The organism is Pseudoalteromonas sp. 2CM37A (assembly GCF_023161885.1).
Lineage (GTDB): Bacteria > Pseudomonadota > Gammaproteobacteria > Enterobacterales > Alteromonadaceae > Pseudoalteromonas > Pseudoalteromonas atlantica.
The window spans coordinates 520,199-539,764 of sequence record NZ_JALNTJ010000001.1; the positions used below are offsets into that span (position 1 = coordinate 520,199).

Consider the following 19,566-nt stretch of genomic DNA (forward strand, 5'->3'; position numbering starts at 1 on the left):
AGCTATCAAATTAAGTATGTTTGAACAATAACAATACTTGTAAGTACAGTTACAAAAAGTGCTGCAAACATAATTGCTATAGCCTTAATGACTGGTGGAAATAAATAAGATACTTCAACAGCTGTTCTTTTGACCATTACTTCTATTATTTCAGGCAGCATAAAAAGGTTTATTCGATTAATTGTCAGCGTGTCTTTATTAGTAAATAAAAATGTAGCATGAGTAAAAAATGGGAGTTTAATATTTTCATGGCGTCTAACCGTTCCGCGAATACGCTTTACTATGGTGTAATCAAACTTACCCACGGTTACCTCTTCAATATCCCGATAGTAAAACTTTTTATTTACACTACCAGTGCCTTTAAATTCAAAATAGTCTTGATACAGAGTAATTGATTGTTTGTTGCCACGTTTAAAAAACAAAACTGCAATTAAAATAGCAAAGTAAAAGCCGATAAAATAAAGTACAACATATTCAGGCCTATTATTAGTATCGTACACCCTACCTTCACTTATAAAAAAACAGGTTAATAAAAGTCCAACAATATAAGCTATTACACTGTGTAGGTAGAGTTGCTTTTTAGTGAAGTTTTTTAATAAAGGATATGTTGTTAAATCGGCTTGACACTCTTTCTCAAGGCGTTCATCCGTGCTATACGAGTTAGTAAAGTGCCTAAATTTCTTACACAAAAAGTCCATACAACCTCTTTTTATAAATCGAATATTCCCTTCAAAGGGTTAGATAAAAAATAACAAAATCATCAAGCAAAAAATGATTAAAAATAAAAAATAAAGCGGAAGCTTTGTAATTAATGATGTTTTGAATTCAATACTTACATCATGCTTTTCTTTTAACCAGTCTATAAATTCAGGAAGCTGTAATATTGATAAGCGATTAAAAACCTGTTTTTTATTGTTCTGGTATTCAATTACCGCTCCGGTAATAATTTTAAACTCAGTACTTTTAGTCGGAAATGCTTTTCCCGTTACTTTAACCGGCTTAGTTGATTCAATGGGTTCTACACAGCCTGTATGTTTATCAACGGTTAAATCTTTGGCACATTTAATACTATGGTTAACCCATATAACAAAGCGGATTGTATTTATGAGTAATAAATTTAAAACTATTGATTGGATTAGTTGTGGATCTGAATAGGTAGGATATTTATTGGGGGTAAGGTCTATGCCGATTAATCCAAAAATAACGGCAACAAGTGTATTTATTACAAAAAACATCAACCACTGTTTTGTTGTTTTTTGTGGCCAGCGCCCCGTATTTTTTAGTTTATAATTATCATTATGTGCAAAAACAGGCATGTTTTTTACATTGTTATATATATAGTGCGAGAGTGAATCTTTCACGTTTTAAAGGTTCCTTCTTCTAGCGTATTGCGATGCAGTAAAAACTATTTAGCTAACCAATTTACAATGAATATTCAAACTCTACAGGGCCAACAGTTCTTGCTTCATAACTTACACCATGATCCGCCACTAATTCACCATGAAAATTAAGCGTGGCTTTATTTCCACCAATAAATTTAAGTGTTGTATTAAAGTACTCTGATGTTATTGGCATGCCTACATTTTTATAGCCATCAAACGAACACCCAATCATTAAGTTGTTAATACCTGGGCCATCGATCTCCGCTTTGTTTTCAAGGATTTTACCGGGGAAACTTATTTCACAGTATTCTTGTTTGTTATTTCCCTCTAGATTAAAGAACACGCTATGGAAAGGGTGACCTTTATCATCAGCTGGTTTAAACTTTTTAAACGAGGTCATTTTAATTTCGCCATTGGTGCAACCTGTTAATAAAACTAAGCTGGCTGTAATAAAAATATTTTGCACATTATTCCTTTTAAAGTTATTTCTTTAAATAAGTAGAAAGCACCTGGCTTAATTATTTTTATACTATAAGCTAGGTGCTTTACAAAAAAATGGTTAAAGACTTGTTTTAAACCATTTCTGAGAGTCTTTATCTAAACCATACTGGCAAAGGAAATGATTACTTCCCTTTTTTATATTTAAAAACTCTATCTCTACAATGACGGACTTTTCAACATCAAAAAATGTATTTTTCTTACCTTCCTCTGTTGAAAAGGATATTCTGTTATAGTCTGCTGTTTTAATAGAATCTTCATACCTTGCCGCTTTCTTTAAAAACTTTTTATGAAGAAACTGTTTAGATTTTTTTATAGATTCAACCTTAGGATGAAAATCTTGTATATAGGAATCGAAATCCTTATTTACGATCTTTATAGCATTGTCGTGGCACATTTTAGTAATTAAGTCTTTCTCCGACTCAGCATAAGCAAGGTTAGATAATAATAATGGTAATGTTAAAAATTTATAGAGTTTCATAATTATCCTTAACTAAGTTTTGGTTTTTACTGTTTGAAAATAAATAACTTATTGATTCTGCTTATCAGTTTGATATTGAGTCTTTTGAACTCGCTATTGCTTTATTTAAAAGTGAGTGGTACTTGGCTGAATTATCATCAATATAACGAGGGTTACTTAAATTTGCTTCAATAAAGTTTGCAAATACTTTAACGTCTTCGTTAGAACTAAGCGCGTTAAACTCTTCTTTCCAATTAATTTGTTCTATATTGTTACCTAAAGCACCGCTATACCATACAGAAGATGCTGCTATATGAATTGGCGTAATCAAAATATTTTTATCTGATTGAAAAACCATAGTATTAATAAATTCATAGGGCTCTTTGTTCTCGTCAATATAAAGCGCCATAACAACATCACTATCACCGCCAAAAATATAATTAACGTTTAAATCATCACCAAGCTGCTCTTCTTGATTTATCGGTGATTTTAAAGAAGTAACTAATAATGGTGCTAATACCTTATTGGGTATGCTCAATTGGCTGTAATCTAAAAGTACTTCATCACCAATTTTAACTGTGACTGTATTACTTGTACCATAAGTTGTTTTGGCTGTTAATTTAGCTTGAGATCTGACGCCGTCAGGAACAACAAAGGTCAACTTTTCGGTATTTATAATTGAAGGTTTAGTTTTTATATTATCAATAAAAACAAGCGTATCATCAGAAAAATGTTGTCCCGATAGACTTAAGGTGTCACCCACCGAATAGTAATCAAGTTCTGGTTTTAATATTAATGGAAGGTTACGGTTTGATTTAATCACATTAATTGAGTTGGAACGTTTACCCTTAGCAAAAAAATACATAGATTGGGTATGCTCAGGCAGCATAAAGGGAACATCTAGCAATGATGATACTTTTTTATTGATAGGTGGTAAATTATTAGTTCGTTTGAATACGAGTATGCCCTCGGTTTCAAGTCCTCTACCCTTTATTTTGTGCGTCCCATTCTCTACAAAAAGCCCATTATACGAATCGCCCTTAAAAATATAATCTACAGTACTTATATCTTTATAATCAGCTTCGCCAGGGAAAGTTGAATCAACTATTTTTAATGGTTCAGCGTCATTTCCATCAAGTAACCCGTCGTTATCGTCATCAACATCGGCGTAATTTGGTACTCTGTCACCATCAGTATCGGCTGGAAAAGAAGTAAGAATATCCTTAACTTCATTTTTATCGAGATTGCCATCGCCATCTGAGTCAACGTCTACAAAGTTACCCAAACCATCTTGATCTTGATCTGAAATGCCTTCAATTTTATCTGGTATACCGTCTGCATCACTATCGTCATCCAACCAATTAGGAATACCATCCAAGTCAACATCGTGTGAATATGTATTACCATCTAAATAAACATAAAATTCTGTACCGTCAAAAATTCTATCTCTATCTGAATCTATATCGTTAACAATTAATCCAAAAGCTGACTCTAGACCATCATCTATGTAATCTATATCTACATCAAAAAAGAGTTTTGCTTTATATGTAAAATCAGTATTCCCTCGCGCATCAACATCAGTAATAGCTAAGTAATAAGTATCTGCAGCAGGAAGCGTAAAATTAGCAGCGGCACCAATATTTCCAATAGCAGTAAAGTTTGATTTTATTTTTTCTACCGACGAACCATCTGAATTGAGTATAAAAATGTTTGGTCTGAAAATTGTGTTTGTCGTGTTTAGTACAACAGATACACGTTCTGCTTTATTTGTTGTAAATTTAAATAAATCTAAATCAGCTGTATGCTGCACTACACCTGAAACAAAGTATGGGATCTCTGAAGTCAAGTTTTCTGCTTTGGCTAAATTGTCGTTTAATTCCGTTTCTTGATAGTACTTTGCTTTAACTAAGTTTACATCAAACGGATAATCGTCCTGCTCATCAGGCACATCGTCAGCGTCTTCATCATTATTTTGCCACGTGCCTACAGGTGGTGGCGATTGAATTGTTTTTGCTTGAGCGGGAATTGTATAACTTAGCAAACTAAAAGCACTGCTTACGCTCAATAGTGAAAAGTAAATGAGGGGTATTTTCAAGAATCCATCCTTGTTTTGTGTTCCATAATTCAGCCCATAAACTTAAACTATTTAACGACTTAATACAAACTGCTTTGAAAGAAGTAGCTTAAGAAACAAAAAAGCACCACTTAAGTGATGCTTTTTATAATTAAAAATATTATCTGAAAAGAACGTCTTCGCGGTTAAACCACTTAACACAAAAGGCAAGTAACGCCCCAGCTATAATAGCTGTTGCTAAAAATATTAAGCCTACAAGGGTGTAATCTACCGTGCCTTTAACAATTTCTTTAATTGCGAGCGCAACATTAGTAACAGGAATAAAAGCAGTTTTAGCTGTTAGCTCTACATTAGGCATAATGGATACAATGATGGGAAAAAACACCCCCATACTTAATGGTGCCATGTAGTTTTGCGCTTCTTTAAATGTACGAGCATAAATAGATATTGCTAACGCCAATGCTGAGAATATCGCGGCAATAGGTAATAACAATACAAAAATCATTAATAAATCACTTACCGCTAATGTGCTAAATGCTGTTTTAATTACTTCTAGGTCTGCAAATGCAAGGGCTACGGCTATCCACCCGCCCATACTGAGTACAGTTATAGTTGTTGATGCAATTGAGGTTGTCAGTAAGGTTATAAATTTGCCTAGTACCAGCTCGGTACGCGTAATAGGTGTAAGCAATAAGGTTTCTAATGTACCGCGCTCTTTTTCACCTGCACCTAAATCTATTGCTGGGTACGTAGCGCCCATAAGAACTATGGGAATAAGTAGGTAGGGCAAAAAGCCTCCTAGTTTTTCACCTAAGTTTTCACGTTTATCGGCGGTATCAACCTTTACTACTTCAATAGGGGTTAAAAGTGCTAAATGGGCTTCTTTTTCAATACCAAAACTGATTAATTTTTCTGTTTGTAATGCATCGCTATATTCTTTGGCGAGCTCTTTTACACGCTGAAATAAAAAGTTGATAGATTTAGCATCATTAAATACCACTTCCCACTTACTTTGCTGGGCATCATTTAAGGCTTGTTTAGCGTTAGTGGGTAAATATATACCCATGTCTATATCACCTGCGATTACTCCTTCTTTTAGCTCTTCAATGCTATTAAAGGTTTTAGCACCTTTATAAAGTTCAAAGCTTTTATGATAAAACACTTTTTCGGTAAACTCTGGCGCGTAGTCGCCATTAATAATGGCGTAGGTATGTACCTTTTGTTCAGCTTCGAGTGCCGCTTGAGAGCTAATAAACGCCATAACGGCAAATAATAAGGGAAACACCGCAACGGGTAGAGCGACTACAAACAACAAGGTTTTTTTATCGCGTAAGAGTTCTGTTAATTCCTTTTTAAAAACTTCAAACATCGTGTTTCTCCGTTAAAATATTCATAAACGCTTGGTTTAGCTCTTCACTATTACCTGCCTGTTTGAATTCAGCAAGCGTGCCATCAAAGCAGCTTACGCCTTCATTAATTACCGCAACACGGTCACATAAAAGGGCGACTTCATCTAAATGGTGCGTTGAAAAAATAACAGGCGTGCCTTGCGCCTTTAAGCCTTTTATAAAGTTTATAACCGTTTGTGTGGTCATTATATCAAGGCCTGTGGTTGGCTCATCGAGTACCACCACTTCTGGGTGATGTACCACAGCACGGGCAATATTGGCTTTTTGCTTCATGCCGGTAGATAGGTTTTCTGCACGTTTATCAATAAATTTATGCATGTCGAGCAAAGTAAAAAGTTCTTCACAACGAGCCGCTATTTGCTCTTTGTTCATTCCATGAAGCTTTGCAAAGTATTCAATATTTTCTTTAACGGTCAGGCGACCATACAAACCAGTTGAACCGGATAAAAAACCAATAGACTTGCGCCCTACTAACGGCTTTTTAATTATGTCGTTGCCGGCAATAGTTATTGTGCCTTCATCGGGCTTAAGTGCAGTTGAGAGCATACGCAATGTAGTAGTTTTACCCGCGCCATTAGGGCCAAGTAACCCTAACACTTCACCTTTTGCACATTGAAAGCTGACATCTCTTACTGAATGAAAAAAATCTTTATCTTCACGCGGGTCTATATCATCAACTTTATTTTTTTTATGATCCTTGGTTAACTTAAACTTTTTTTTAAGCCCTGCGACTTCTATCATTTTCGTATCCTTCGTTTAGCTCTAAAGTAATCGGTATTATCATAGAACGATTCATTCTCATTTGCGTCATGCCATCCTGGTACACCTAACAATGGCAATGGAGAAAGCTGTTTGTTATCGGCTAAGCAATGCTCTATTTTTATCTTCTCATAAAGTACTTGGTCTAGGTACTGATATTGAGTAACTAAATCTTTACAAAATATTTCATCCGGTACACTTACAAATAACGCTTTACCCGTTAAACCAATATAGGGTTTTGTGAGCATTTCATAATTAGCGTGGCCAAACATAAAAGGTTGTATTGTTTTGCCCCACTCTTCTCGGTGAGTTATAAATGCCGTTTTCCATTGGTGCTCTGTTAAAAGTGTTTGCCACTTAGTATCACTAATGGCAAGCACCACGCCGCACTCGTCAAATAATGTGAGTGCATTACGATGTTTAGTACGTTGCTTTAAGCCATGCTGCGCTATTTCTTGTACGTGGCGCTGATTAATAAGCGCCTTGGTTTTTGGAAACAAACACCAAATAAAGCCACCAAATAAATCGTGCCAATTTTTACTGCGTGTAGGCACTACGCCAGTTTCAAAAATGACTTGCTCATAATAGCGCTCACCAAAATCAACGCTTGCATCGTCTTCAAACGTTATGGGGAGGTTATTAGCATTAATGGCATTCAAATACACAGTGAACCAATCGGGGGTTGGCCAATCAGTTTGTTTATCAATATTAAACAGTGCTCGTAAGTGCTCAAACGCACCGCTTTTCAAACTACTAACTTGCCATTGCTCGGGCGGAGTAAAGCGCTTCATTTATACCTTTAACAATTTATGCTGTTAATTTGCGGGCAGTTTACCGCAAAAACTGGTTCTAATTAATAGAAGTTAATATACTAATCAGATCTTAGAACAAGAATAGAGCTACTATGAAACGATATTTCTCTCTCACACTGATTGCTGGCGCTGTGTTAGCTGGCTGTGCAACAACAAGTATTACACCTACCGATGTAACAAATGGTTACAACAGTATTAAAGCAGATGAACTTGCAGCGCACATTAAAGTGCTTGCCTCTGATGAATTTGGCGGTAGAGCACCTTCATCTGAAGGTGAAAAGTTAACGCTTGATTATCTGACCACTCAATTTAAAGCATTAGGGTTTGAACCTGGTAATGGTGATAGCTTTTTACAAGAAGTGCCGCTTGTTTCATTAGAAGCTGATTCAAATATGGTATTAAGTATTGGTGGTAAAGATTATCAATACAAAAAAGATATGGTTATGGGCAGTAGCCGCATTAGCGCACAAGAAGGGATTGAAAATTCAGAGCTTGTCTTCGTAGGTTACGGTGTAAATGCCCCTGAATATAACTGGAACGATTACGAAGGCCTAGACGTAAAAGGCAAAACTGTTGTAATGCTTGTTAACGATCCGGGTTTTGCTACAAAAGATCCTGCGTTATTTACCGGCGATGCAATGACCTACTACGGCCGTTGGACTTATAAATATGAAGAAGCGAGTCGTCAAGGTGCAGCCGGTGCTATTATCATTCACGAAACCGCCCCTGCGTCATACCCGTGGTCAGTTGTTGAAAACTCATGGAGCGGTGAGCAGTTTGGTTTTCAAAAAGAGAACAACAATATGGACCGCGTTGCGGTTGAAGGCTGGGTGACCACTGATGTAGCTAAAGAGTTATTTGCTAAGGCGGGTCTTGATTTTGAGACTGCAAAAGCCAATGCAGCTAAAGGTGCGTATAACGTTGACATGGGCGATTTAACTGCATCGGTTAATGTTAAAAATACAATTAAAAAATCGGTGTCGTATAACTTTATTGCCACGTTGCCGGGTAGCGAAAAAGCGGATGAACATGTTATTTATTCAGCGCATTGGGATCACCTAGGTACAGATACAACCCGTAAGGGCGACCAAATTTATAATGGGGCACACGATAACGCCACAGGCACTGCGGGGCTAATTGAGGTTGCAGAGGCATTTACTAAGCTGCCAAAGCACCCTACTCGCTCAATGACATTTTTAGCTGTTACGGCTGAAGAGCAAGGCTTACTTGGATCTAAATACTACGCTGCTAACCCGGTTATTGCTGCTGATAAAACAGTCGCTAATATAAACATGGATAGCCTAAACTTATTAGGTAAAGTAAAAGACATGAACGTAGTAGGTTTAGGTAAGTCGCAAATGGACGACCTACTAGCCAAAGCAGCAAAAGAGCAAGGTAGAACAATAGCGGGCGACCCTAAACCATCTTCAGGTGGTTATTACCGCTCTGATCACTTTGCATTTGCAAACATGGGTATTCCGGCTATGTATGCAGGCGGCGGTACTGTTGCCGCTGATGAGGATACAGCAAATTACCGTAAACGTATGAGCTTAGTGCTACGTGGTTGTTACCATCAACCCTGTGACAGATACCGCGATGAGTGGGATTTATCGGGTGCGGTGCAAGACCTACAATTGTTTTATAAAGTAGGCTTTGATATTTCTGAGCAAGCACAATGGCCAGCATGGTACGAAAACTCAGAGTTTCAACGCAAATAATGTAATTCGCCTGAGCGCCTGAGCGTAGGTTATTTACCATCGAAAAACTCAAACTGAGCTATCGATTTAAATAGATGCAAATGATATTGATTATCATTTGCAAATTATATACAGTGTGTCCTAGTTAAACTAAAACTGGGGCACACTTATGATTTTACTCTCTCAAATAGGATTTATTACGCCAGCTTCCAAACGGTTTGTTAGCCAAAATAAACGCTTACTCCTACCACTTTTTTTATTGGTATGTTTAGCTGTTCCTAGTCTTCGCGAAATAACCATTACTGCTCTCAGTGATGCGTTTTTTCAGGTTAGTGTATTTGTAGCGGCTACGTTACTTATTTACTACTACGCAATAGAACATATCCCTCAATTAGAAATGAGCTACTTAAGCGCTAAATCTAAGTCGCTTGAAGTGCTGTTTGCATCCGTTCTTGGCGCTTTACCCGGCTGTGGTGGTGCAATTATTGTGGTTACTCAATACACTAAAGGCCAAGCAAGCTTTGGGGCTATTGTTGCTGTACTTACCGCCACAATGGGCGATGCTGCTTTTTTACTGCTTGCTACGCGCCCTACAGAAGGCTTAACAATAATGGCTATAGGTTTAGTGGTAGGCACACTGTGTGGATTAATAGTTAATGCAATTCACAAACCTGACTTTTTACGCCCCAGCGCACAAGAGCAAAAACACCAAGTTAAAGTTTTGCCCACTAAAATAATAAAAATTAGCAAACCTGTGTGGATGTTTGCCATTATTCCAAGTTTAATCATTGCGTTTTTAATTGCCTTTAATGTCAACTTTGATAAATTTGGTCAATATACCAGCACCGGTATTAGCTTATTTGGTGCAGCAATGGCACTGTTTACGGTTGTTATCTGGGCCTACTCTTCTAAAGGCGAAACCTATAAAGAAATTACTTCAGAAGAGGAAGAATGTAATCCGCCTTCAAAGCTTATAAAAGTACTTCAAGACACACACTTTGTAACTGCTTGGGTTGTGGCATCGTTTATGTTGTTTGAAATATTAGTCAGTGTGGTAGGCCTTGATTTAAAAACCTGGTTTATGCACTACGCCTATTTAGCACCGTTAATTGCAGTCGTCATTGGTTTTTTACCTGGCTGTGGGCCACAAATAATTGTAACCACGCTTTATATACAGGGCATTATTCCTTTTAGTGCATTAGCTGCTAATGCGATTTCAAATGATGGCGATGCGTTGTTTCCTGCTATTGCAATGGCGCCAAAAGCGGCTGTAATTGCTACCTTGTATACCTCTATACCTGCTTTAGTTGTTGGTTACGGGCTTTACTTTTTAAGTTAACAGTTTAAAAAATCATAAGTACAAAAAAGCTCAGCAATTGCTGAGCTTTTTTAATGTTAGCGTATTATTTATACAGAAACAGGTTCAGCCGCTAACTCTTTTGGATTTGGGCCATAATCGTTCTCACCTTCATGTGAGTCTTGCGCAAGGAATACAATTATAACAATCCAGCCAATGATTGGCACTAACCAAAGTAGCTGCCACCAGCCAGAACGGCCAGTATCGTGTAAACGGCGTGCACCTGCGCTTAATTGAGGAATTAACAGTGCCAAGCTATAGATAGTACCAATTACAGCTACGCCCATTAGCTCATCAACAACACCTAGTACTATGCTGATTAATAAATTTATTAAGTAAAACATCCAAAATGCTTTACGGCGATTACGTCCTGAAAAATCTGCGTAGCTACGCAGCGCGTTCATATAATGTTCCATTACAATTCCTTAGTGTTAGTTTTTATATTCCCTAGCGGGTTTGTTTTATTACCTTTTAGTAACATTTGTATCTTAATTAAAAACACCGCGCTTTAAAACAAAAAACCAGCAAATTGCTGGTTTTTTTATAAGTTTAATTATTAACTCATAGCCATCATCATTGCCGATGGGTTTTCTAAATATGATTTCCACAAGTTATTAAAGCGCGCAATTGTACCGCCATCAATAACACGGTGATCGCCAGACCAACTCACTTGCATAATAGCTTTACTCACAACTTGCCCGCTTTCATCAAAGCGCGGTAAGTGTTGTAACTTCCCTAATGCTACAATAGCAACTTCTGGCTTATTAATAATCGGGGTCGCAATAGTGCCGCCAATTGCACCAATATTTGAAATGCTAATGGTGCCCCCTTTTAAGTCATCTGGCGCTACTCGTCCCTCGCGTGCTGCATCAGTTAGGCTTGTTAAACTGTTTGCAACTTCAACAATACTCTTAGATTGGCACGATTTAATATTAGGCACTAGCAAACCCACTTTTGAATCCACTGCTACCCCAATATTATGATCGTCAAAGTAGGTAAGCTCAGTGCAATCATCATTTACTTTAGAATTAAGCACTGGGTACTCTTTCATCGCAAGCGATAACGCTTTGATAAAAAATGGCATCATAGTGAGCTTTACACCTTGCGCTTTATACTGCTCTTTTAAACTCGCTCGCAGGGCAATTAATTGCGTTAAGTCTATCTCGTCACTAAAGGTAAAGTGAGGGATTGTAGAGACCGAGGCCATCATTTGCTTTGCCATAGCCGCTTTAATGCCTTTAATTGGCTCTGCTCGCATACCACCGTTTTGTGTTTGTGGCGATTGTGGCTCTTTATTTTGAGTAACGCTGTTTTTAGTAGTAGCACTACTAAGTGGTGATGTATCTATTGTGTTAGGTACCTCACCTTTAATAAATTCTTCTATGTCTTGTTTATAAATGCGGCCATTTTTACCGCTGCCCGGTACGCACGTTAAATCAACATCAAGCTCTCGCGCTTTGCGCCTTACAGCTGGAGAGGCAACCGCTTTTTTATTAACAACTTTATTTGCTGTTGTTTGCTGCGTTGCTACAGATTTATCTGCCGCTTTACTTTGTGCTTTTACAACGGCGTCGTTTACATCTATATTGGGTTTAGCTGTACTGCCGGCTATGCTCATTTGAAATAACGGGCTATGTACCTGAGCAATTTCACCTTTTTGATAGTAAAGCTTTTGCACTGTCCCTGTGTATTTAGCCGGAATTTGTACCAGTGCTTTGTCGGTCATTACATCACACACAGCCTGATCTTCTTGTATTTCATCGCCTTCGGCCACTAGCCAATCAACTATCTCACACTCAACAATCCCCTCACCAATATCTGGAAGAATAAAATCTTCTAAATGCTCTGACGATGCGTTGTCGCTTTGTGTATTTTGCACTTGCTCTGTGTGTGTTTCATCGCTTTGGTTTTGCTCATCGGCTACATTCATAGCAAACAAGGGTGCATGAACCTGGGCTATCTCCCCTTTTTGATAATACAATTTAGTGATTACGCCATCGTGCACAGCCGGAATTTGCACCAGGGCTTTATCGGTCATCACGTCACAAATGGGTTGATCTTCTTTTACTGTGTCACCCTCTTGTATTAGCCATTCAACCACTTCGCACTCAACAATGCCTTCACCAATATCGGGTAATATAAAATCTTTAGCCATGGTATCCCCTAAAAATCCATTGATTGTTTAATTGCGGCCATTACTTTTAGCGCATCAGGCACATATTCTTTTTCAAGTGCTAATGGGTAAGGTGTATCTAACCCACATACTCGCATAATAGGTGACTCAAGGTGTAAAAAGCACTCTTGCTGAATAGTCGCCGCAATTTCGGCACCAAAGCCATTGGTAATAGGCGCTTCGTGGCTTATCACTAAACGTCCTGTTTTAGTGACCGACTTAGCAATTGTCTCAACATCCCAAGGTAATATGCTTCTAAGGTCAATCACCTCACAACTAATGCCTTGTTCATTGGCTTGTTTTGCTGCGTTTTCAACAATTTCCATTTGCGCGCCCCACGCAAGTACAGTGATATCTGTACCTTCTTGTACTACTTCTGCTTTACCCAGCTCAATGGTGTAATCATCCTCTGGTACTTCGCCGGTAGAAGCGCGGTATAAACGTTTAGGCTCGAAGAAAATAACGGGGTTATCGTCTTTAATACTTGCTCTTAGTAACCCTTTTGCTTGGTAAGGGTTACGCGGTACCACTATTTTTAGCCCTGGCGTATGGGCAAAATATGCCTCTGGGGATTGTGAGTGATATAAGCCCCCCGCAATACCGCCACCATACGGTGTTCGTATCGTTAAATTGCCTACGTTAAATTCATTACCACTGCGGTATCTAAACTTGGCAGACTCATTAACTATTTGGTCAAATGCCGGAAAAATATAATCAGCAAATTGTATTTCAGCAAGTGCAGGTGCGCCAAACGCGGCTAAGCCATTGGCAAAACCTAAAATACCTTGCTCTGTAAGCGGTGTGTTAAATACGCGGTGTTTACCGTACTTTTCTTGCAAACCTGAGGTCGCTCTAAAAACACCACCAAAATAGCCAACATCTTCCCCAAAAATACACGCCTGAGAGTGCTCATTCATGGTGATATCGAGCGCAGAATTAATTGCGTGTAGCATGTTCATTTTAGCCATTACTTAATTCTCCCTGCTGTGATTGGGTACGCATCTGGGTGCTGCTTTATATGTGCTTTTAAATCGTTATATTGGCGCTCAAGTGAGGGAATTGGCGTATCGTAAACATCTGATATGAGCTCTTCAAGCGCTGGTTTTTGCACTTTTTCAGCACGTTTAAGGGCGGCTAAAATATCTTCACGAATAGTGTCTTTCGCTTTAGCATCGTCCTCTTCGTTTAACCACTCTTGTTTGATCAACCATTTTTTAAATTTATCAATTGGGCAAACTTTATGCGTGGCCTCTTCATCTTTTGAGCGGTAACCACTTGGATCATCTGAGGTTGAGTGAGCACCTAATCTGTACGCTATTGACTCAATTAATACCGGCTCGCCCTGCGTTGCTGCAATTTCGCGGGCCTTTTGTGTTGCTGCAAACACGGCTAATGCATCTGAGCCATCAACACGTATGGTTTTAATGCCATACCCTACGCCTCGCGACGCTATACCATCTCCTTTAAATTGCTCATCTGCAGGCGTTGATATTGCATACCCGTTATTACGTGCAAAAAATATAACAGGGGCTTTGTGTACCGCAGCCATATTTAAACCCGCATGAAAGTCACCTTCAGATGCTGCTCCCTCACCAAAGTAACAAATCGTCACATTATCTATGGTGCTTGCAAGCTCGCCGGTTTTTGCGTCAATGTGTTTTACTTTTTGCCCGTAGGCATAACCCGTAGCTTGAGGAATTTGCGTACCGAGTGGCGATGATATGGTCATATAATTTAATTCTTTTGAACCATAATGAATCGGCATTTGGCGCCCTTTTCCTAAATCTAACTCATTAGAAAACATTTGATTCATAAATTGGTCAAGCGTAAATCCGCGGTAATGCAAAGCGGCTTGCTCGCGGTATTGCGCCATAATCATATCATCTTGATCAAGTGCAGCAGCAGAAGCAGTAACAGCGGCTTCTTCACCTAAACATTGCATATAAAAGCTTACGCGGCCTTGGCGCTGCGCCCCTTGCATCCGCTCATCGAGTAGGCGAATAAAACGCATTGTTTCGTATAGTTTAATCGCTGTGTGTTTAGAAATAGTCGGTGCGGTAGCACTAGGATGAATGTCGCCGTCCTCAGTTAAAATACTAAGGGTTGGAATAGTTAGCGCATGACCGTCTATAAACTCGAGGTCGTGGTTAATATTCAGCGATACGTTATTTGGATTACTCATAACCTACCTTCTCTTGTTGTCTGTGATACAGCACCCCTTTTAAGTTTTTATTATGGGTGAGGCTTGCGAATAAACTTTGCAGCATCTGCGCTGTATTTAATTAAAGCTGCCACCACCTTACGTTAACGTAAGATGTTATTCAACAAGTGTAAGACGAAACAAAAGTAAAATACGATTAAAAATATGGAAAGTTAACTGTACGCGCTTATTAAACCAATAAAAACATACAGTTAAATATTTAAGGTGGGTGGTCTGATGAGTTTTGTTAGACGAAATTACTATCTACTTGCATAGGAATAACGGTAAGCAATGCCCTTTGCCCAAGTGCAACGTGCGCATTTGGAAAAATAATAGCTTCCCCTTCCACATCGGCATAATAAGGGGTATCGCCGTCTGTTGCTAGCAACTCACCTTTAGCAAACCCTGTGAAATTTTCTGCATCATCAGAAAACGGAAAGCTAAAATCCTGCTGCGTTCTATTAATTGTGCGATGCACGGCAAACAGCTCAAAATCACTTGCATTAAATTGAGGGTATTGCACTTCTTTTTGGCTAATTAATGCAGTTAGCGTTTGCTTGGTTTTTGCAAAGCGAGCCATGTCGTTTTCACCAAACGGTTTAACTTGACCCAGTTCAACGGTAAATGAATCAGCGCCATGAACAAACGAAGAATAGTAACTGAAAGTGGTTGCCGGTGATTTCATCATCAATACGGTATTTACACCGCAGCTAAGTAAAAATTGTAACTGCGATTTTTTCCATGGTTTACCATGAAGATAAGGATACACAGCAAATTTTTCATTTTTTGAGCCACGTATAGCAGTATGTAAATCATAATGATAACGTGTACTGCCTTGCTCGCCCCGTGCAAAAAAGTCAGTTACATACTCTTCTAGTTTTGCTGCGCGTTTACGCTCATCATTCATTGGCACACCCTCAACAGTGTGGTGGCCGTTAAATAAACGGTTTAGGTTTTCTTCTACAAAGCGCAGGCCAATATTTATTGATTTTGGATTACCAAATATAAAGAGCACACGCTGATTTAATGCAAGCTCACCTTTTATTATGGTTTTTATTAGCTCGTCACATATTTCTATAGGTGCGGTTTCGTTACCGTGTACAGCGCTTGACAGCACAACATCTTTTGTTGTTGTACCCTGTGGTTGAAATTCAATAACACCTGTATCGTGAACGGTTACGTGCGTGCCATTTTCTAAAGCAAATTCACTTGCCTCTAAATGCCATTCATTGTCGCGACTAAGTGTTAAAAAATCGCCGCTATTTATTAGTTCATTTAAATAATCTGGTTTGGCTAACATGATAAGCCCTTTTATAGTGTGAGAGATACAAACAAAAACGGCTGAATAAATCAGCCGTTTTTAAATAGTGTAAGCCGTGTTAGCTGATCACAGAGTCAACTAATTGCTTTGCTTCTTTTTCTAGTAGTGCTAAATGCTCTTCACCTTTGAAAGACTCAAGATAAATTTTATAAATATCTTCAGTACCAGAAGGACGCGCTGCAAACCAGCCGTTTTCAGTCACTACTTTTAAGCCGCCAATAGCCGCATCATTGCCAGGGGCATGAGTCAGTTTTTGTAAAATAGGTTCGCCAGCTAATGTATCGGCTTTAACATCGCTTGCACTAAGTGCTTTTAGACGTGACTTTTGCGCACTGCTAGTAGGGGCATCTAAACGCTTATATAGTGGAGAGCCGAATTCTTGCTCTAGCTCTTTATAAAGCGCTGATGGTGTTTTACCTGTTACTGCGAGTATTTCAGCTGCAAGTAACCCCATAATAAAGCCGTCTTTGTCGGTACACCATACGCTGCCATCAAATCGTAAAAACGCAGCACCCGCACTTTCTTCGCCACCAAAGGCAAGCTTGCCTTTGTTTAAGCCATCTACAAACCATTTAAAGCCAACCGGCACTTCTTTAACTTTACGCTCATTACGAGCTACTACGCGGTCAATCATTGAGCTAGAAACCAGCGTTTTGCCAATTTCTACACTGCTGTCCCAGTCGCGGTGTTTTAATAAATAATCAATCGCTACCGCTAAAAAGTGATTAGGATTCATTAATCCATCTGGGGTAACAATACCATGGCGGTCGTAATCTGGGTCGTTGCCAATAGCAATATCAAAGTCGTCTTTTAATTTAATTAAATTAGCCATTGAGTAAGGTGATGAACAATCCATACGGATTTTGCCATCTTTATCAAGTGGCATAAATGCAAAACGCGGATCAACACTGTCGTTTACTACGGTTAAATCTAAATTATATTTTTGCGCTATTAATGGCCAAAAGTTAATACCAGAGCCACCTAGCGGGTCAATACCTACTTTAATACCCGCATCGCTAACGGCTTTTAAATTAACGATATTTTCTAAGTCGTTAATGTATGGCGTCATTAGGTCTTCGTATTTAATAAACCCTGAACGCGATGCTTTAGCAAATGGAAACAGCTCAACTTCTACTAAATCTTCTAATAGTAATTGATTTGCTCTGTCTTCAATCCATTTAGTTACGTCGGTGTCTGCTGGGCCGCCGTTAGGTGGATTGTATTTAAAGCCACCGTCTTCTGGCGGGTTATGTGAAGGCGTTACCACAATACCGTCGGCTAATTCGTTAGGATTTAATTTGTTATGGCAAACAATAGCATGGCTAATGATAGGGGTTGGCGTGTAATCGTGATTTTGCTGGGTAATTACTTGCACCTCATTAGCCACTAATACTTCTATGGCAGAGTTAAAAGCAGCTTCACTTAATGCATGCGTATCTTTACCTAAAAAAAGCGGACCAAAAATGTCGTTTTGCTTTCTGTAATCACAAATAGCTTGTGTAATGGCTAAAATATGAGATTCGTTAAACTTAACATCGTAAGAGCAACCACGGTGACCCGACGTACCAAAAGCAACACAATGCTCTGGGTTTTGCTCTAAGTCTGGCTCATTTAAGTAATAAGCCGATACCAGTTTTGGTACGTTAACTAAAGTTGAATGTGGCGCAGTTTTCCCAGCACCTGAATGAATAGCCATGTTTATTTCCTTACAAGTAATCGCGAATTTCTTCTGCTTGCTCTGCTGAATAACCTAAGCACAGCGCAACCTCGTGTAGCATCATTTTTTTACGTGTCGTGTTTGAATTTGTCATTACCCAGTACTCACTGTCGGTAATGTTTTTAGGGTTCATACTACTGCCGCTATTAACTAAGTCTTCTTTGCTGGTTGCAAAGTAAACGCGGTCGCGCCCTTTTATATCAAGCACAGCACTAAACTCTTTTTTATGCGTTCTATAAAAAGCACTTAAAATAAATAAAAACCTGCCTACCACCCCTTTTTGCATTGCTAGTTCTTCTTTATTTAGAATATTAAATACATTAGCGTTTGTTTGCTTCACGGGTGTGACAACCTCTTGCTCTTGGCTGTCGTTAGTAGCTGGCGTGTCGTCAAGTGGGGCTTGAGTAGCTGTTTGGTTGTTTTGATTGTTCTTAGCAACGGGAGTGTTGTCATCACCGTTTAGATTTAATAAACGACGTAAAATAGTGGATGCGCTTTCGCCAATACTTTGTGTATTGCTAGCAATATACTGATATAACTCGTCGTCTATGTCGATTTGTTTCATGTTGTTCCTGTCATTACGGGCCACATTTTTTCTTTCCCCGTGATTATACCCAAACCAAATATAAATGCGAGTTACAACAAGCACTCGCACAAACATAACCTATAAACGCGCTAATAAAGGTGTGTTGATTATTTGCTTATAAACCCAATGTAGTAATTAACAGCTTTTAAAAATACTACCCATATTTTTATCTCCATTAGGCTGGTAACACCAAATAGCCCACAACTGGCGTAAAAACAAACGGTGTTACCCCATAAATGGCGCGTGCAGAGCAGTTAACCGTTATATCTTTTGCTTTTTAGGGCAATGCTCGGCAAACTAAGCCAAAATTTTAGGAGGCGCTCATGCTATTAAACTATAAACAATACGGTGAAGGTCCGGATGTAGTGATCATTCATGGTTTATTTGGCTCTTTAGAAAACCTAAATGTTATTGCAAAACCATTGAGCGAGCACTTTAGGGTAACGAATGTAGATTTGCGTAACCATGGAGCTTCACCGCACAGTAATGAAATGAACTACCCTGCAATGGCCGCAGATATTGTTGAGCTAATGAACGCGTTAAATATTAACAATGCGCACCTGATTGGCCATTCAATGGGCGGTAAAGTGGCGATGGAAGTGGCGCTAATGCATAGCCAAAAAGTAAATAAGCTGGTGGTACTTGATATTGCCCCTGTGAGTTACCCTGCCCGCCACACACAAATTATTAATGCACTAAAAAAAGTGGCAACTAGCCAGGTTACTGATAGAAAACAAGCTGATGCTATTATGAGCGAGTACATTAATGAGCTAGGTGTTAGGCAGTTTTTACTAAAAAGCTTAGCTAAAAACGACGATGGACAGTACAAATGGCGATTTAATTTAGATGTACTTGATGAAAAATATTCGACAATCACAGCCAATGTTAATGAAAACAATTCTTGTTTGTGCGATACTTTGTTTATCAAAGGCAACGATTCTGATTACATACTGCCAGAATACCGCGATGAAATAACAAAGCGCTTTAAAAATACGCGAGCAAAAATTATACACGGTGCAGGACATTGGCTTCATGCGCAAAAACCCGCTGCAGTTAATAAAGCAATAAATGACTTTTTAACAGGGTTTTAATGCAATTTTAATCATGTGTTTTTGGTTATC

Annotated in this window: 18 protein-coding genes; 3 read left to right on the top strand and 15 right to left on the bottom strand. The window is 38.7% G+C overall.

Annotated features, from left to right (window positions below; genetic code table 11):
- Positions 1-5: 5 nt before the first annotated feature.
- From MTF68_RS02295 to MTF68_RS02330, 8 genes are all read right to left on the bottom strand, one after another.
- A complete protein-coding gene (locus MTF68_RS02295; RefSeq protein WP_248461555.1) occupies positions 6-698 on the bottom strand; it encodes a hypothetical protein in 693 nt (230 codons plus the stop codon).
- A gap of 39 nt (positions 699-737) precedes the next feature.
- Entirely contained in the window at positions 738-1,361 is a 624-nt protein-coding gene (locus MTF68_RS02300; RefSeq protein ID WP_248461557.1) for a hypothetical protein, read from the bottom strand.
- A gap of 61 nt (positions 1,362-1,422) precedes the next feature.
- Entirely contained in the window at positions 1,423-1,848 is a 426-nt protein-coding gene (locus MTF68_RS02305) for a hypothetical protein (protein ID WP_248461559.1), read from the bottom strand.
- Positions 1,849-1,941: 93 nt separating this feature from the next.
- Positions 1,942-2,361: a hypothetical protein gene (locus MTF68_RS02310; protein ID WP_096041672.1), complete on the bottom strand. Its 420-nt coding sequence runs from the start codon at positions 2,359-2,361 to the stop codon at positions 1,942-1,944.
- A gap of 64 nt (positions 2,362-2,425) precedes the next feature.
- On the bottom strand, positions 2,426-4,435 hold the full coding sequence (locus MTF68_RS02315; RefSeq protein WP_248461560.1) for an IPT/TIG domain-containing protein: 2,010 nt from the start codon (positions 4,433-4,435) through the stop codon (positions 2,426-2,428).
- A 139-nt stretch (positions 4,436-4,574) separates the two neighbouring features.
- Positions 4,575-5,783, bottom strand: a complete 1,209-nt coding sequence (locus tag MTF68_RS02320; RefSeq protein ID WP_096041670.1) for an ABC transporter permease — start codon at positions 5,781-5,783, stop codon at positions 4,575-4,577.
- Entirely contained in the window at positions 5,776-6,564 is a 789-nt protein-coding gene (locus MTF68_RS02325; protein WP_024033559.1) for an ATP-binding cassette domain-containing protein, read from the bottom strand. The genes MTF68_RS02320 and MTF68_RS02325 overlap by 8 nt, the downstream gene beginning before the upstream one ends.
- Entirely contained in the window at positions 6,561-7,373 is an 813-nt protein-coding gene (locus MTF68_RS02330; RefSeq protein ID WP_096041669.1) for a DUF3025 domain-containing protein, read from the bottom strand. Before MTF68_RS02330 ends, MTF68_RS02325 begins: the two co-directional genes overlap by 4 nt.
- 113 nt (positions 7,374-7,486) lie before the next feature.
- Here MTF68_RS02330 and MTF68_RS02335 point away from each other — a divergent pair, with 113 nt between their 5' ends.
- Together MTF68_RS02335 and MTF68_RS02340 are read left to right on the top strand one after the other, a co-directional pair.
- Positions 7,487-9,112 carry a M28 family metallopeptidase gene (locus MTF68_RS02335; RefSeq protein ID WP_096041668.1) on the top strand — a complete coding sequence of 542 codons (1,626 nt, stop codon included), beginning with the start codon at positions 7,487-7,489 and terminating at the stop codon, positions 9,110-9,112.
- 148 nt (positions 9,113-9,260) lie between these two features.
- Entirely contained in the window at positions 9,261-10,430 is a 1,170-nt protein-coding gene (locus MTF68_RS02340) for a putative manganese transporter (RefSeq protein WP_096041667.1), read from the top strand.
- Between the two features lie 68 nt (positions 10,431-10,498).
- On the opposite strand, the gene MTF68_RS02345 is transcribed toward MTF68_RS02340, so the two are convergent.
- The 7 genes from MTF68_RS02345 to seqA form a co-directional block, all read right to left on the bottom strand.
- Complete coding sequence (locus tag MTF68_RS02345) at positions 10,499-10,864, bottom strand: DUF805 domain-containing protein (RefSeq protein ID WP_054982556.1); 366 nt, start codon at positions 10,862-10,864, stop codon at positions 10,499-10,501.
- Between the two features lie 140 nt (positions 10,865-11,004).
- On the bottom strand, positions 11,005-12,603 hold the full coding sequence (locus MTF68_RS02350; protein WP_096041666.1) for a dihydrolipoyllysine-residue acetyltransferase: 1,599 nt from the start codon (positions 12,601-12,603) through the stop codon (positions 11,005-11,007).
- An 8-nt stretch (positions 12,604-12,611) separates the two neighbouring features.
- Positions 12,612-13,589, bottom strand: coding sequence for an alpha-ketoacid dehydrogenase subunit beta (locus MTF68_RS02355; protein ID WP_096041665.1), 978 nt, complete (start codon positions 13,587-13,589; stop codon positions 12,612-12,614).
- Entirely contained in the window at positions 13,589-14,803 is a 1,215-nt protein-coding gene (locus tag MTF68_RS02360; RefSeq protein ID WP_004586667.1) for a thiamine pyrophosphate-dependent dehydrogenase E1 component subunit alpha, read from the bottom strand. The genes MTF68_RS02355 and MTF68_RS02360 overlap by 1 nt, the downstream gene beginning before the upstream one ends.
- Before the next feature lie 265 nt (positions 14,804-15,068).
- Positions 15,069-16,121 carry a succinylglutamate desuccinylase gene (astE, locus tag MTF68_RS02365; RefSeq protein ID WP_248461561.1) on the bottom strand — a complete coding sequence of 351 codons (1,053 nt, stop codon included), beginning with the start codon at positions 16,119-16,121 and terminating at the stop codon, positions 15,069-15,071.
- Positions 16,122-16,200: 79 nt separating this feature from the next.
- A complete protein-coding gene (gene pgm, locus MTF68_RS02370) occupies positions 16,201-17,838 on the bottom strand; it encodes a phosphoglucomutase (alpha-D-glucose-1,6-bisphosphate-dependent) (protein ID WP_248461562.1) in 1,638 nt (545 codons plus the stop codon).
- A 10-nt stretch (positions 17,839-17,848) separates the two neighbouring features.
- Positions 17,849-18,424: a replication initiation negative regulator SeqA gene (gene seqA, locus MTF68_RS02375; protein WP_024033550.1), complete on the bottom strand. Its 576-nt coding sequence runs from the start codon at positions 18,422-18,424 to the stop codon at positions 17,849-17,851.
- Between the two features lie 344 nt (positions 18,425-18,768).
- On the opposite strand from seqA, the gene MTF68_RS02380 reads away from it, so the two are divergent.
- Positions 18,769-19,536 (top strand): alpha/beta fold hydrolase, encoded by a 768-nt coding sequence (locus MTF68_RS02380; RefSeq protein WP_248461563.1) that lies wholly within the window; start codon positions 18,769-18,771, stop codon positions 19,534-19,536.
- Positions 19,537-19,566: the final 30 nt, after the last annotated feature.